The sequence below is a fragment of the Massilia sp. TWP1-3-3 genome, assembly GCF_049897805.1.
Lineage (GTDB): Bacteria > Pseudomonadota > Gammaproteobacteria > Burkholderiales > Burkholderiaceae_D > Telluria_A.
This window is the reverse complement of record NZ_JAFCWX010000021.1, coordinates 1-13580: the sequence shown is the minus strand read 5'-3', so window position 1 is coordinate 13580 and position 13580 is coordinate 1. Positions and strand designations below refer to the sequence as shown.

14 protein-coding genes, 1 tRNA gene and 1 pseudogene are annotated in these 13580 nt (G+C 59.2%); 8 read left to right on the top strand and 8 right to left on the bottom strand.

Going from position 1 to position 13580, the window contains the following annotated elements; genetic code table 11:
- Positions 1-14: 14 nt before the first annotated feature.
- From ACP7D4_RS18980 to ACP7D4_RS18955, 6 genes are all read right to left on the bottom strand, one after another.
- The gene (locus ACP7D4_RS18980) at positions 15-380 is read right to left on the bottom strand and encodes a hypothetical protein (RefSeq protein ID WP_426210714.1); all 366 of its coding nucleotides are present in this window, start codon (positions 378-380) and stop codon (positions 15-17) included.
- Entirely contained in the window at positions 377-883 is a 507-nt protein-coding gene (locus ACP7D4_RS18975) for a DUF2199 domain-containing protein (protein WP_426210713.1), read from the bottom strand. Before ACP7D4_RS18975 ends, ACP7D4_RS18980 begins: the two co-directional genes overlap by 4 nt.
- Positions 884-931: 48 nt before the next feature.
- Positions 932-1318, bottom strand: coding sequence for a VOC family protein (locus ACP7D4_RS18970; RefSeq protein WP_426210711.1), 387 nt, complete (start codon positions 1316-1318; stop codon positions 932-934).
- Positions 1319-1643: 325 nt separating this feature from the next.
- Positions 1644-1826 carry a cyclic-phosphate processing receiver domain-containing protein gene (locus ACP7D4_RS18965; protein WP_426102874.1) on the bottom strand — a complete coding sequence of 61 codons (183 nt, stop codon included), beginning with the start codon at positions 1824-1826 and terminating at the stop codon, positions 1644-1646.
- A gap of 9 nt (positions 1827-1835) precedes the next feature.
- The gene (gene purD / locus ACP7D4_RS18960; RefSeq protein ID WP_426210709.1) at positions 1836-3104 is read right to left on the bottom strand and encodes a phosphoribosylamine--glycine ligase; all 1269 of its coding nucleotides are present in this window, start codon (positions 3102-3104) and stop codon (positions 1836-1838) included.
- A 9-nt stretch (positions 3105-3113) separates the two neighbouring features.
- On the bottom strand, positions 3114-3839 hold the full coding sequence (locus ACP7D4_RS18955) for a YebC/PmpR family DNA-binding transcriptional regulator (RefSeq protein WP_426102870.1): 726 nt from the start codon (positions 3837-3839) through the stop codon (positions 3114-3116).
- 110 nt (positions 3840-3949) lie between these two features.
- On the opposite strand from ACP7D4_RS18955, the gene ACP7D4_RS18950 reads away from it, so the two are divergent.
- Genes ACP7D4_RS18950 through ACP7D4_RS18940 form a run of 3 tightly spaced genes read left to right on the top strand, consistent with a single transcriptional unit; the run spans position 3950 to position 6257 of the window.
- Complete coding sequence (locus ACP7D4_RS18950) at positions 3950-4870, top strand: DMT family transporter (RefSeq protein ID WP_426102868.1); 921 nt, start codon at positions 3950-3952, stop codon at positions 4868-4870.
- A gap of 17 nt (positions 4871-4887) precedes the next feature.
- A complete protein-coding gene (locus ACP7D4_RS18945; RefSeq protein WP_426102866.1) occupies positions 4888-5280 on the top strand; it encodes a methylglyoxal synthase in 393 nt (130 codons plus the stop codon).
- A gap of 2 nt (positions 5281-5282) precedes the next feature.
- A complete protein-coding gene (locus ACP7D4_RS18940; protein WP_426210707.1) occupies positions 5283-6257 on the top strand; it encodes a quinone oxidoreductase family protein in 975 nt (324 codons plus the stop codon).
- A 9-nt stretch (positions 6258-6266) separates the two neighbouring features.
- Here the strand turns inward: ACP7D4_RS18940 and ACP7D4_RS18935 are convergent, their stop codons facing one another.
- Positions 6267-6917, bottom strand: coding sequence for a DUF4136 domain-containing protein (locus ACP7D4_RS18935; protein ID WP_426210706.1), 651 nt, complete (start codon positions 6915-6917; stop codon positions 6267-6269).
- Positions 6918-7098: 181 nt separating this feature from the next.
- Between ACP7D4_RS18935 and pepN the strand changes: the two genes are divergently transcribed.
- The 5 genes from pepN (at position 7099) to ACP7D4_RS18910 (ending at position 13183) form a co-directional block, all read left to right on the top strand.
- Positions 7099-9744: an aminopeptidase N gene (gene pepN / locus ACP7D4_RS18930; protein WP_426210704.1), complete on the top strand. Its 2646-nt coding sequence runs from the start codon at positions 7099-7101 to the stop codon at positions 9742-9744.
- Positions 9745-9806: 62 nt separating this feature from the next.
- Complete coding sequence (locus tag ACP7D4_RS18925; protein WP_426102858.1) at positions 9807-10808, top strand: class 1 fructose-bisphosphatase; 1002 nt, start codon at positions 9807-9809, stop codon at positions 10806-10808.
- Positions 10809-10892: 84 nt separating this feature from the next.
- A tRNA-Thr gene (locus ACP7D4_RS18920) sits at positions 10893-10968 on the top strand.
- 590 nt (positions 10969-11558) lie between these two features.
- Entirely contained in the window at positions 11559-12293 is a 735-nt protein-coding gene (locus ACP7D4_RS18915; RefSeq protein ID WP_426210702.1) for a HipA family kinase, read from the top strand.
- Positions 12290-13183, top strand: a complete 894-nt coding sequence (locus tag ACP7D4_RS18910; RefSeq protein WP_426210701.1) for a DUF3037 domain-containing protein — start codon at positions 12290-12292, stop codon at positions 13181-13183. Before ACP7D4_RS18915 ends, ACP7D4_RS18910 begins: the two co-directional genes overlap by 4 nt.
- A 152-nt stretch (positions 13184-13335) precedes the next feature.
- On the opposite strand, the pseudogene ACP7D4_RS18905 reads toward ACP7D4_RS18910, so the two are convergent.
- Positions 13336-13580, bottom strand: a pseudogene (locus ACP7D4_RS18905) (integrase core domain-containing protein); the annotation flags it as partial.

Below are 13580 nucleotides of genomic sequence, written 5' to 3'. Positions count from 1 at the left end.
ACCCGGGCAATCGCTCAGATGCGCTCAACCTCGCGTGCCGAAAATAAAATACTTCCATGCGAACTTTCGAAATCCGCAACCTCGATACCAATGTCTTGCAGCGAGTCTGCAGACCGGTCATAAAAGACCATTCCCCCGGTTGGGAATGGAAACCCCGCTTCGATTGACAGATTGACCGGTTGCCAGAATCGAAGCGAAACTTCGTCGTCGTGGTGACGCAAGCGCATCTGAATAAATGACTGACGCGGCTCGTCCCAGTCGATGACGTATTTGAACTCCACAAGACGGTAATGGTTCGGGCAGTCGAGGATAGGATGGATCTTATGTTCAAACATGTTCCTCTGCGAATCGTAGTGGTTGTCAGGCCGGGTGATTTTCACCACGATCCGTGTAGTGCTGCCTCGGCGATATCGCGAACTCGCGCCATCGTAATGCCGTGTTGCTGTTCAGTAGCAAGTTGATGGGTTTCGGGTTCGACAGAGATACACGGACGTTCGCCGAACGGCATGGTTTGCAGCGACGCTTTCAAACTCAATGTGGGGAAGGGATACGCCAGCGCGCTTTGCAGCCATGCAAAGTACGGTGGCTCATTCTCCCGGCCTACGCTGTCCCACAATTCGCACACCCGATTAAAATTTTTCTCGCTCAAAGACACCCAAGCGAGCCAAACAAACGGATCCGGTCCATCTATTACCGGGATGATGATGCGGCCAAGGATGAAGAAGTGTTGACGATCGATGACGCACTGGTCCGAAGATAGCTCTGTGCGCCGGTCGCGTTCGTCAGGTGGGATCGAATTCCACAGCGCCGGGGCGTTGGGTCCCAGGCACATTGGCAGTTGATCATGGTATTGGCCGCACGTGGCGCACTGGAAGCCTGCCATCAGTTTGTACTTTCCGTGTGCAAGGGGTTTTCGGTGTAGGCGCGTGCTTCACGGCGCTTCGTGGCAGACCGCCTCGATGTTATGGCCGTCCGGGTCCCGCACGAATGCGCCGTAGTAGTTTGGATGGTAGTGCGCGCGGATGCCGGGCGGGCCGTTGTCGATGCCGCCCGCTTCGATCGCTGCCGCGTAAAATGCATCAACCAGCGCGCGCGTGGTGACGCGAAAGGCAATGTGGATGGGTGGCTTGTTCAGCTCGCCGCCGAGGATCCAGAAGTCCGGCATGGGCGCGACGCCCAAGCCGGCGACATCGGCGCCGCCGGTAACGCTGGCGGGAAATTCCTTGAGGACGGCATAGCCGATGGGTTTTAGTGCTGCGGTGTAGAAGGATTTGCTTTTCGCGAAGTTGCTGACGGTGACGCCGGTGTGATCGATCACGTTTTCTCCGTTGTTGGGGAAGCGATTGACGAGCAGTGAGAGGGGATGAGTATAAGCCGGTTGGGGGTGTTGTGGTCAACGTGGCGCAGACCTTCGGCGGATTGTATCCGCCCTACGATGGGCCGGTGGTGGCCTTGTGTACGGAGGTTGCCATCGGCCAGAAGTCAACGTGGGGCGTGCCTTCGGCGGATTGCATCCGCCCTACGATGGTTCTGCGGTGGCTTTACGTAGGGCGGATGCAATCCGCCGAAAGTGTGCGTTAAGGTGAATTTGCATGCACCGCGGACGGCAGCAAGGTGGAAGGAGCCCAATCGGCCTTTCCACCCTATAGTTTTATGGCAAGCTTTCCGATTGCACGGATACCGGAGAGCATTTTGTTGCGGGCGGAGGAGTTGGCGGAGTGGACCAAGATCCTGGGCGGGACGAAGCCTTCGAGGGCGACAGCTTCCTCGATCCAGAGCACCACATCGTAGCCAGTCCCGCGCTCGTCGTCGAGGTAGACCCGCATCGGCCTTGCCTAATGCTTTAACCCGCGCCACCCAATATCGCGCCGGTACTGCGCGCCATTGATATGGATCTGATCCACCGTCTCGTAAGCCTGCTTTTGCGCCATCTTCACGCTGTCGCCCAGGCCCACCACGCACAGCACGCGCCCGCCGTTGGTGAGCAACTTGCCGGCCACTTGCTGCGTGCCCGCATGGAACGTCACGCACTCCGGCGTTTCGGCCGGGATGCCGTCGATGACGTCGCCCTTGCGCGGCGTGTCCGGATAGCCGAAAGCTGCCATCACCACGCCCACCGCAGTGCGCCGGTCCCACTCCAGTTCCACCGTGTCGAGCGTGCCGTTGCAGGCGTGCTCCATCACCGTCACCAGGTCGCTTTTGAGGCGCGCCATGATCGGCTGCGTTTCCGGGTCGCCCATGCGGCAGTTAAATTCAAGCGTCTTCGGGTTGCCTTTATCGTCGATCATCAGGCCTGCGTACAAAAAGCCGGTGAAGACAATGCCGTCCCTGGCCATGCCATGAATGGTCGGGTTGATGATCTCGCGCATCACGCGCGCATGCATCTCGGGCGTGACGATCGGCGCCGGCGAATAAGCACCCATGCCGCCGGTGTTCGGGCCTTCATCCTGGTCTTTCAGGCGCTTGTGATCCTGGCTGGTGGCCAGCGCCAGCACGTTTTTGCCGTCGCACATGACGATGAAGCTCGCTTCTTCGCCAGCCAAGAATTCTTCAATCACAATGCGCGCGCCGGCGTCGCCGTAGCGGTTGTCGGCCAGCATATGGTCGACCGCCTGGTGCGCTTCATCCTGCGTCATGGCGACCACGACGCCCTTGCCGGCGGCCAGGCCGTCAGCCTTGATGACGATCGGCGCCCCCTGCTGGTCGATGTAGGCGTGCGCCAGTTCGGCGTCGGTAAAACTTTGGTAGTTGGCAGTCGGGATACCGTGGCGCTGCATGAAGGACTTGGCGAAGTCCTTCGAGCTTTCCAGTTGCGCCGCTTCGCGCGTGGGGCCGAAAATCTTCAGGCCGCGGCCGCGAAACAGGTCCACGATGCCCGCCGCCAGCGGCACTTCAGGGCCGACCACGGTCAGCGCGATACCCTCTTGCTGGGCAAAGTCGGCCAGTTGCGCAGGGTCGCTCAATTCGACGTTGACGAGGCGGTTGTCGCGCGCCGTGCCGCCATTGCCGGGGGCGACGTAGACCATCTGGATGCGTTCCGATTGGGCCAGTTTCCAGGCCAGGGCGTGTTCACGGCCGCCAGCGCCGACTACCAGGATTTTCATAGGGACTCTTTAATCTTCGATCAGGGCGTTGGTAAAGACTTCCTGCACATCGTCGAGGTTCTCGAGCGCGTCGAGAATCTTTTGCATCTTGATCCCGTCTTCGCCGGAAAACACGGTCTCGGTGGCAGGCTTCATGATGATTTCTGCCACTTCGGCCTTGAAGCCGGCTTTCTCGAGCGCGTCCTTGACGACGGCAAACTGGAACGGGTCGCACAGCACTTCAAAGCCGCCTTCGTCGTCGGTCAGCACGTCGTCGGCGCCCGCTTCGAGCGCGCATTCCATCAGCTGGTCTTCGTCGGTGCCCGGCGCAAACAGGAACTGGCCGCAGTGCTGGAACATGAAGGCGACCGAGCCTTCATTGCCCATGTTGCCGCCGTTCTTGTTGAACGCGTGGCGCACTTCGGCCACGGTGCGGGTGCGGTTGTCGGTCATGCAGTCGACGATGATGGCGGCGCCGCCGATGCCGTAGCCTTCGTAGCGCACTTCTTCATAGTTGACGCCTTCCAGGCCGCCCGAACCGCGCTGGATCGCGCGTGTGACGTTTTCTTTCGGCATGTTGGCATCGGCCGCCTTGTCCACCGCCAGGCGCAGGCGCGGGTTGGTGGCGATATCCGGGCCGCCCATGCGGGCGCCCACGGTAATCTCCTTGATCAGGCGGGTCCAGACTTTGCCGCGCTTGGCGTCGGTGGCGGCTTTTTTATGCTTGATGTTGGCCCATTTGCTGTGTCCAGCCATGTCGAAATTTCCTTAGACGGTATGCAAGAGTGGCCAACATTTTACCATAGCGACACTGGCAAAATCCGCACCGTCAGGCTCGATGGGGCGATTCCACTTACAATTGTGGCATGACCAAAAGTGCAAGTGCTGCTGCTTCCCCCACCCAGGCCCGGCCCGCGCTGGTCGCCGGCCTAGCCATCGCCATCGCCGGTGCGGTGCTGTTTTCGACCAAGGCCATCGTCGCCAAGCTGATGTACCGCTACCACGTGGACGCCATCACCGTGATCGCCTTGCGAATGTTTTTTTCGGTGCCGGTGTTCGCTGCCGTCGCGATTTGGCAAATGCGCAACAAGCCAGCGCTGAGCGTGGCCGACCGCTGGCGCCTGGTTTGCATGGGCCTGGTTGGTTATTATTTGTCGAGCACGCTCGATTTCCTCGGACTGCAATTCATCTCGGTCGGGCTGGAGCGGCTGATCCTGTTTCTCACGCCCACCTTCGTGCTGTTGTTTACTTCGGTTTTCCTGAAGCGCCATATCAGCCGCATGCAGTGGCTGGCGCTGGCGGTATCCTACTGCGGCATTGTGCTGGTGTTTGCGCACGACCTGCACAACGGCGGCGCCGCCGTGGTGACCGGCGCCACGCTGGTACTCGGTTCGGCCATTGCTTACGCCGCCTACCTGTTGCTGTCGGGCGAACTGGTGCAGCGCATCGGCGCCACGCGCCTGGTGTCGTACGCCATGTGCGTGGCCAGCGCCGCCTGCATCGCGCAGTTTTTTGTACTGCGCCCGGCCGCCATGCTGGTCCAGCCGGCGCCAATTTACTGGCTGTCGCTGGTGAACGGGATCTTTTGCACCCTTTTACCGGTCTTTATGACGATGGTGGCGGTGCAGCGCATTGGCGCGGCCACCGCCTCGCAGGCCGGCATGATCGGCCCCGTCTCCACCTTGTTTCTTGGCGCGCTGATCTTGGGCGAGCCGATCACCGCCATTCAGCTGGGCGGTACCGCCCTGGTGCTGGGTGGTATTTATATGCTGTCGAGGAAAAAGTGAAAAACAGGAACCACGAAATGAAACCACGCATCGCCCTGATCGCGCACGACAAGAAAAAAGACGACATGATCACCCTCGCGGCCGAGTACCTCGACTTCCTGCGCGGCTGCCACCTGGTGGCCACCGGCACCACGGGCGGTCGCCTGGCCAATGAGCTGGGGCTGACGATCGAGCGCAAGCATTCCGGCCCGTTCGGGGGCGACCTGCAAATTGGCGCGCTGCTGGTGGAGGGCATGATCGACACCGTCATTTTCCTGCGCGACCCGATGACGCCGCAGCCGCACGAACCGGACATCAACGCGCTGGTGCGCGCCTGCGACGTGCACAACGTGGCATGCGCGACCAACGTCGCGACCGCGCACCTGGTGTTGTCCCAGCTGAAGTTGGCTTCAAAAAACAAGGGAGCATGAGCATGGCCAAGGCAATTCGCATCAGCCGCACGGGCGGCCCCGAGGTACTGGAATACGTGGATGTAGAGGTGGGCGCGCCCGGGCCGGGCCAGGCGCGCGTGCGCCACGAAGCCATAGGCGTGAACTTCATCGACGTGTACTTTCGCAGCGGGCTGTACCCGCAGCCGCTGCCGGCGGGGCTGGGCATGGAAGGGGCGGGCGTGGTCGAAGCGATCGGCGAAGGCGTGACCGAGGTGGCGGTGGGCGAGCGCGTGGCCTATACGGGGCGCCCGAACGGCGCCTACGCCGACGTGCGCAACATGCCGGCCGACATTTTGCTGCGCCTGCCCGACGCGATTTCGTTCGAGACCGGCGCGGCCATGATGATGCAAGGCCTCACCGTGCAGTATCTATTCAAACGCACCACCAGCCTCAAGGCCGGCGACACCATCCTGTTCCATGCGGCTGCCGGCGGGGTGGGCTTGATCGCGGCGCAGTGGGCGCGCGCGATCGGCGTGAACATGATCGGCACGGTCGGCTCGCAGGCAAAGGCGGAACTGGCGTTGGCGCATGGTTGCGCCCATGTGATCAACTACAACACTGAAAATTTTGTCGAGCGGGTCAAGGAGATTACGGGCGGGAAGAAGGTGTCGGTGGTGTACGACTCGATCGGCAAGGATACCTTTATCGGTTCGCTCGACTGCCTGCGCCCGCTCGGGCTGATGGTCAGCTTTGGCAACGCGTCCGGGCCGGTGCCCGATTTTTCGCTGGGTGAACTGGCCTCGCGCGGCTCGCTGTTCATCACGCGGCCGACCCTGTTCAGCTATGCGGCCAGCCGGGCGGAGCTTGAGGAAATGGCGGCCGATCTGTTTGCCATGGTTGCCAGCGGCAAGGTCAAGATCGATGTGCGCCAGCGCTACCCGCTGGCCGAGGCGGCGCGTGCGCATGCCGAACTTGAAGGACGCACGACGACTGGCTCGTCGGTCTTGCTTCCCTGAGCGGCGCCGTTAGCCTTCCCGCTGGAGTTCTACCCTGCGCGCCACGCCGCTCACGCCGGGAAACCCGGTGAACGCGCTTTGCACCATCGCCGGGATGATCAGCGGCGACGATGGTTCGCGGCTGGTGTTGTGCACCGTTACATCGAACAGGCGCTTGCCATCGGCTGCGGCCTTGATGGCCACCTGCAGCTCGCGCTTGTAATGGTGCGACACCGACTCCGAATACATGGGCATGCCGTACCAGAACGGATCGTAGAACGGGCTGTAGAACACGCTACGATGCCGCCCGTAACCCCATGGCGAGCGATAAAATGGTGACGCGTAGCCAAAGCGCATGGAACCATAATACGGATAAAACGGTTCAATCACCCGCACCGGCACGTCGATCGTGCTGAAACGCATGGCCACGCGCAGCGCCGGCGCAGCGCCCGCGCCTGCTTCCCGGAAGCCGAGCCGGCCAAGTTCGCCGCGCACGGCATTTTGATAACTGCGCATCTCAAGCGTGTCGTCTTGCGCGGGCGGCGCCTCAAACACGTACGACTTGTCCGGCAAACTGGCCGGCCATTGGTGAAAGGTGGTGACGTCGCTATTGATGGTGCTGGCGCACCCCGACAGCAATACAGCGCAAGCAGCGGTAATCGTAACAAGCAAGCGTTTCATAATCTTCTCCATCCAGCAATCCATTTACCCAAGAATCAATTTACGTCTGAAATACAGATGTTCTTTAGTAATTTTACAGACTGTTACCCTGTGCACATCCGGGAAACACGGCATGCGTACGCCGGGCTGTGGCGGTATTGGTAAAATAGATGCCTGCCCACCGTCCCAGCCGAGTTTTACTATGCGAACAGACACTGCCCGTACCATCTTCCGCAAAGACTATACCGCGCCGGGCTACCTGGTCGAGACGGTCGAGCTTGGGTTCGATCTCGACCCGGAACGCACCATCGTCGCCAGTCGCCTGACCATGAAGCGCAATCCGGACAGCCCGGTGCGCGAGATTGAGCTGTACGGCGAGAAACTCCAACTGGTGGCGCTGCGCATGAACGGCAAGCCGCTGGGCAAGCGTGATTACCGTATCGACGGCAACATGCTGCGCATCGCTAACGCGCCCGATGACGTCACGCTGGAAATTGAAACGCTGACATCGCCCGTCAAGAACACCACGCTGAACGGGCTTTACGTTTCTAACGGCAACTTTTTTACGCAGTGCGAGGCAGAAGGCTTCCGCGCCATTACCTACTTTCCCGACCGTCCCGACGTGATGGCCCGTTTCACGGTCATGCTGCGCGCCGACAAGACCCTGTATCCGGTCCTGCTGTCAAACGGCAACCTGATCGAAGAAGGCGACCTGGGCGACGGGCGCCACTATGCCAAGTGGGAAGACCCGTTCAAAAAACCATCCTACCTGTTCGCGCTGGTCGCCGCGCGCCTGGTCTGCCAGGAAGAGTCGTTCAAGCTGGCCGACGGGCGCGACGCCTTGCTGCAGGTCTGGGTCGAAGCGGGTAACCTCGACAAGACCGACTACGCCATGGCGTCGCTCAAGAACAGCATCCGCTGGGATGAAGAACGCTTTGGCCTGGAGCTGGACCTGGACCGCTTCATGATCGTTGCCGTCTCCGACTTCAACATGGGCGCGATGGAAAACAAGGGCTTGAACATTTTCAATACCAAGTTCGTGCTGGCCAATTCGCGCGTGGCGACCGACACCGATTACGCTGGCATCGAAGCGGTAGTCGGCCATGAATATTTTCACAACTGGACCGGCAACCGCGTCACGTGCCGCGACTGGTTCCAGCTCTCACTCAAGGAAGGCTTGACGGTATTTCGCGACCAGGAGTTTTCAGCCGACATGATCGGCACCGAAAGCGGGCGCGCCACTTGCCGCATCGACCAGGTGCGCACGCTGCGCCAGGCCCAGTTCCCCGAGGACGCAGGCCCGATGGCGCACCCGGTGCGGCCCGACTCGTATGTCGAGATCAATAATTTCTACACCGTCACCGTCTACGAAAAGGGCGCCGAAGTCGTGCGCATGTACCAGACCCTGCTGGGGCGCGCGGGCTTTCGCAAGGGCATGGACCTGTACTTTGAACGGCACGACGAACAAGCTGTTGCCTGTGACGACTTCCGCAACGCCATGGCCGACGCCAGCGGGCGCGACCTGGCCCAGTTCGAGCGCTGGTACAGCCAGGCGGGCACGCCCGTGGTGCGGGCCGCCACCCGCTACGACGCCCAGGCACAGACCTACGAACTGACGCTCACGCAGCGCTGCCCGGCCACACCAGGCCAGGACAGCAAGCTGCCGTTCCACATCCCGGTCGCGCTTGGCCTGCTGGACGCCAAAGGACTGGATATGCCGCTGACCCTGGACGGCAAGGCGCTGGGCACGACCGCCGTGCTGGAATTGACCGAGGCGTCGCAAACCTTCCACTTCACCGGCGTAAAGCAGGCGCCCACGCCATCGATCCTGCGTGACTTTTCGGCCCCCGTGGTGCTGGAATACGACTACACCGACGCCGAACTGCTGCACCTTTTCAGCCATGACAGCGACCCCGTCAATCGCTGGGAAGCCGGGCAGCGCCTGGCGCTGGCACGCCTGCTCAAGCTCACCGCAGCTGTGGCCGGGGGCGGCAAGCTTGAACTGGACAGCACCTTTGTCGACGCCATGCGCGCCATCCTGACCGACGCTTCGCTGGACGCGGGTTTTCGCGAACAGGCCTTGCTGCTGCCGTCCGAAAGCGTGATGGCCGAGCAAATGGATGTCGTCAATCCGCAGGCGATCCATCTGGCGCGCCAGTTCGTGCGCCGTATCACCGGCGTGGCGCTGCGCGCCGACCTGCTGGCCCAGTACAAGGCCAACCAGACGCCGGGCGAGTACAGTCCGGACGCGGTATCGGCCGGCAAGCGCGGCCTGAAAAACCTGGCGCTGGGCTATATGGCGGCCGAACCCGACGCGGCCACCATCACGCTGGCGCAGGAGCAGTACGACAACGCGGGCAACATGACGGACCGGGTGGCGGCCCTGTCGGCACTGATCGACGCCGGCGCCGACAGCGTGCAGGAGTCGCTGCAGCGCTTTTACGATGAGTTTGAAAGTGAAGCGCTGGTCATCGACAAGTGGTTTTCGATGCAGGCCGCAGCGCCCACTACGGGCGTGGACGAGGTGCGCGCGCTGATGCGCCACCAGGCTTTCAACATCAAAAATCCAAACCGCGCGCGCAGCCTGATTTTTGCGTTCTGCACCGGCAATCCCTCGCAGTTCCACGCACCGGACGGCAGTGGCTACGCATTCTGGGTCGAGCAGGTCATTGCGCTCGACGCCATCAACCCGCAGGTGGCCAGCCGCCTGGCGCGCGCGCTGGACCGGTGGCGCCGTTATGCGCCGGCCTTGCAGATCCAGATGAAGCGATCCTTGCAACAGGTGGCCGGCGCCAAAAAGCTGTCGAAGGACGTGCTTGAAATCGTCACCAAGGCGCTGGCCAATTAAGGCGGCGCCGGTTTTGCCGGCGTCGTCCTGTACCAAACTATCCAACAAGAAAAAGGAAGTTCATGAAACGCGTCAGTCTCACGCAGCACCTGGTTGAAGAACAACGTAACCATAATTCCATCCCCGCCGAACTGCGCCTGTTGATCGAAGTCGTCGCGCGCGCCTGCAAGACCATCAGCCACTCGGTGGGCAAGGGCGCCCTGGGCGATATTTTGGGCAGCGCCCACACGGAAAACATCCAGGGTGAAGTGCAAAAAAAGCTGGACGTGATTTCCAACGAAATCCTGCTTGAAGCGAACGAGTGGGGCGGTCACCTGGCCGCCATGGCTTCCGAAGAAATGGAATCGATCCACCCGATCCCGAACCGCTACCCGATGGGCGAATACATGCTGCTGTTCGACCCGCTCGACGGCTCCTCGAACATTGACGTGAACGTCTCGATTGGCACCATTTTTTCGGTGCTGAAGGCGCCCGAAGGCATGGGCACGCCGACCGAGGCGGACTTTATGCAGCCGGGCAGCGCGCAGGTGGCCGCCGGTTACGCGGTGTACGGCCCGCAGACCATGCTGGTGCTCTCGACCGGCAATGGCGTGCACTGCTTTACGCTGGACCGCGAAATGGGTTCGTGGGTGCTCACGCAGCGCGACATGAAAATTCCGGCCGAGACGCGCGAGTTCGCCATCAATATGTCGAACGCGCGCCACTGGCATGCGCCCGTCACCCGCTATGTGGACGAGATGCTGGCCGGGGCCACCGGCGTGCGCGGCAAGGACTTCAATATGCGTTGGGTGGCGTCGATGGTGGCCGACGTGCACCGCATCCTGAACCGCGGCGGCATCTTCATGTACCCGGCCGACACGCGCGACACCTCGATGCCGGGCAAGCTGCGCCTGATGTACGAAGCAAACCCGATGGCGTACATCGTGGAGCAGGCCGGCGGCGCCGCCACCGATGGCCGCACGCGCATTCTTGATATCGCCCCGCACAAACTGCACCAGCGCGTGCCCGTGTTCCTGGGTTCGAAGAGCGAAGTTGAGCGCGTCAGCAGCTACCACGCACAGTAAAAGCGCCGTTTTGACGCGAAATTGGCAAAGAATGCTGTTCGGACTAGCAAGTTTGCCGGATTCTTTGCTAGAATACGCGTCTTCGCCGATTTAGCTCAGTTGGTAGAGCAGTTCATTCGTAATGAAAAGGTCGCCAGTTCGATTCCGGCAATCGGCACCAGTACACGGTATCAAGCGATGCCACGCAGCATTAAAAACCCGCACCGTCATAGGCGTTGCGGGTTTTTTCTTGACCCACGCAATAGCGTCCGTTATCAAGCCATTCCGTATTTTTTGGCGGTATCTTTGGCGGTATCTTGCACTCCCCCCCTTTTGAGGTAACGTCCAATGCCGCCCACCGAGACATTTGGCTAAGATGACAGCACGTGCTTTTCCCCTCAGCGTCGGCGCCGGCTGTAAGCGGCGGGCTCAGCTGGTCAGGTGCCGTCTGATTCTGGAGACGACACAGAAGCGCCGTAGGCCGTCTGCATACAGTGTTGGTGTGTGCTCATCCGGTTAGCAGCAAGCCATGTTTTCGCTTTACTCAAACTGCTTGCCCTGCGGGGCGAGTAGCGCGGCACGTTACTGTCTACAATGTCCCTAGTAAAGGTTCGCAGGCAACCACGTCAGCACGGAAGGCTATACAATGAAGAAAAGAAATGGTATTGCCATGGGGACTTCATTGAAATTTATCGACTGTACACCCAGATATCTTGCTTGGAACGTTGTCGGGAAAAGCGCTAGCTGTAATGGCAAGTTCGTGTTGTTGGTATGACAATTGAGATTGTCGAAATTATCGGCCGCGCAACCCAGGGGGTAACGAAACCGTTTATCTGCCGGGGCGAAGATGACCAGATATATTTTGTTAAAGGCCGCGGCGCGGGACGACGAAGCTTGATCTGCGAATGGGTCGCTGGCACTCTTGCAAGAGATCTCGGCTTACCGATTGCTCATTTTGAAATTGTCGATGTGCCGCAGGCGTTGATTCAACTTGGATCAAGAAGTGATCTAAGCGAATTAGGCGCCGGCCCGGCTTTTGGCTCCCAAAAAATTTTATTAGTTGAGCTCTCGGTGTCGCACATGGAGCATGTATCCGACAGTCTCAAACAGGATGTTCTAGCGTTCGACTGGTGGGTGCAGAACGCAGATCGTACCTTGAGTATTGAAGGGGGGAACCCTAATCTGTTTTGGGCTGTCAATGAAAACAAATTAGTGGTACTTGATCACAACCAAGCATTCGATCTTCATTTTTCAGGTCCAAACTTCGTTGATTCACATGCGTTTAACGAGCAATTTTCCACGATCTCTGAGGATTGTTTTGTCCAGGCACAGTACTGTGCACGCTTCGAAGCGGTCGTAGCAGGTTGGGACAGTATCTGCAATACTGTACCTTCGGAGTGGTGGTTCATTGACCCCGAGTGTACATTGCCAGTGAACTTCGATCGAGCTGACATCAAGCAGCGGCTGCTGGAGTGCCGTCGCGACGATTTTTGGAAAATGAAATGAATAAGTTCGCATGCCTTTATACAATAGTTCACTTTGCACCGTTTGTTGAAACAGGCGAGTTTGCGAACGTGGGAATTGTAATGATGGCGCCAGATCAACGGTATTTTGGCTTTAAGTTGATGGGGCGCCGCCACTCTCGCGTTACCCATTTTTTCGAACAACTTGACCCAAAGGTGTTCCGCACGCTCTTGGGCGCCTTACGGGAAGAATTAGACCGTGTCGGGGGCATGCTTCGGCAGCATGGGTTTGACCGCCGATTGAAGAAAAATGACGTTGATTTTGCTAAGCGAATGTTCTTCGAAATTGTCCGCCCGAGAGAAACCATCATTAAGTTTAGCGAACCAAGAGCAGTATTAGTTGAGGACCTAGGTGCAAAGCTCGAAGAGCTATATGGCCACTATGTTGAGCGGGATTTTGTCACTCGGGAATATCAAGAGACAGTTCTGGAACGTGGTATTCGAAAATGGCTATTCCAGGCACAAGCAGGTGAACGTTTTACCCGATTAGAAGTCGGAAACGATGAGTATCACGTTACATTGCCGTTCGTCGAAGCGCCGGGCGACATACCAGTTAAGGCAATAAAACCTTTGCATCTTGCGCATAGCCAGCCTAGCAAGATCTTAGATCATGGGGGACAGTGGTTATTCCGTGTTCAATCGCTGAAGCGAAGAAATCTGTTACCGGAAAAAATGTTGTTTGCCGTGGGTGGGCCAGCGGAAAATGATGCGCTACGGTTCAAAGCCTATGAAGAGATTGTTTCATGCTTGCAAGAAATCGACGGGGTTAAGGTCGTGCCGATAGCGGAGAAAGCCAAAATCTTGGATTTTGTTTTGGCTGGTCAAATAAAGAACCGCAACCCAGTGTTTTCACCCACAGGGAATAATCCGTGAAATTCGAATCTTAAAGTGGACCCACGAGTCAAGACAAGAATGTATTTAGTTTAGGCTGCGCTTATTTCACATGCAGCTGCCCGGCGCTGCCCCGCGTTTTCTACCGTCGATGATGTGTCCTCCGTTGGCGCTTCTGGCTCATCATCGTCACCGTATTTCTCCAGAATCATGGCACCGCCGCCGATCCCGGACTGATACACCTTGCTCGGCGTATCGTTACCCAGCGCCTGGTGGAAGCGCTCTTCGTTGTAGAACATCATGTACGCCGTCAGGCCAACCATCAGCTCGCCCATGTTTGCGTAGCCGTTCAGGTAGACGTCCTCGTACTTGACGGTGCGCCACAGTCGTTCCACAAAGATGTTGTCGAAGGCGCGTCCACGCCCGTCCATGCTGATGG

What these genes read in the sequence shown, in the direction of transcription:
- ACP7D4_RS18925 (WP_426102858.1), top strand. Translation starts at nt 9,807, where the DNA reads ATGAAACGCGTCAGTCTCACGCAGCACCTGGTTGAAGAACAACGTAAC.
- ACP7D4_RS18945 (WP_426102866.1), top strand. Translation starts at nt 4,888, where the DNA reads ATGAAACCACGCATCGCCCTGATCGCGCACGACAAGAAAAAAGACGAC.
- ACP7D4_RS18935 (WP_426210706.1), bottom strand. Translation starts at nt 6,917, where the DNA reads ATGAAACGCTTGCTTGTTACGATTACCGCTGCTTGCGCTGTATTGCTG.
- ACP7D4_RS18915 (WP_426210702.1), top strand. Translation starts at nt 11,559, where the DNA reads ATGACAATTGAGATTGTCGAAATTATCGGCCGCGCAACCCAGGGGGTA.
- ACP7D4_RS18950 (WP_426102868.1), top strand. Translation starts at nt 3,950, where the DNA reads ATGACCAAAAGTGCAAGTGCTGCTGCTTCCCCCACCCAGGCCCGGCCC.
- ACP7D4_RS18955 (WP_426102870.1), bottom strand. Translation starts at nt 3,839, where the DNA reads ATGGCTGGACACAGCAAATGGGCCAACATCAAGCATAAAAAAGCCGCC.
- pepN (WP_426210704.1), top strand. Translation starts at nt 7,099, where the DNA reads ATGCGAACAGACACTGCCCGTACCATCTTCCGCAAAGACTATACCGCG.
- ACP7D4_RS18940 (WP_426210707.1), top strand. Translation starts at nt 5,283, where the DNA reads ATGGCCAAGGCAATTCGCATCAGCCGCACGGGCGGCCCCGAGGTACTG.
- ACP7D4_RS18975 (WP_426210713.1), bottom strand. Translation starts at nt 883, where the DNA reads ATGGCAGGCTTCCAGTGCGCCACGTGCGGCCAATACCATGATCAACTG.
- ACP7D4_RS18965 (WP_426102874.1), bottom strand. Translation starts at nt 1,826, where the DNA reads ATGCGGGTCTACCTCGACGACGAGCGCGGGACTGGCTACGATGTGGTG.
- purD (WP_426210709.1), bottom strand. Translation starts at nt 3,104, where the DNA reads ATGAAAATCCTGGTAGTCGGCGCTGGCGGCCGTGAACACGCCCTGGCC.
- ACP7D4_RS18910 (WP_426210701.1), top strand. Translation starts at nt 12,290, where the DNA reads ATGAATAAGTTCGCATGCCTTTATACAATAGTTCACTTTGCACCGTTT.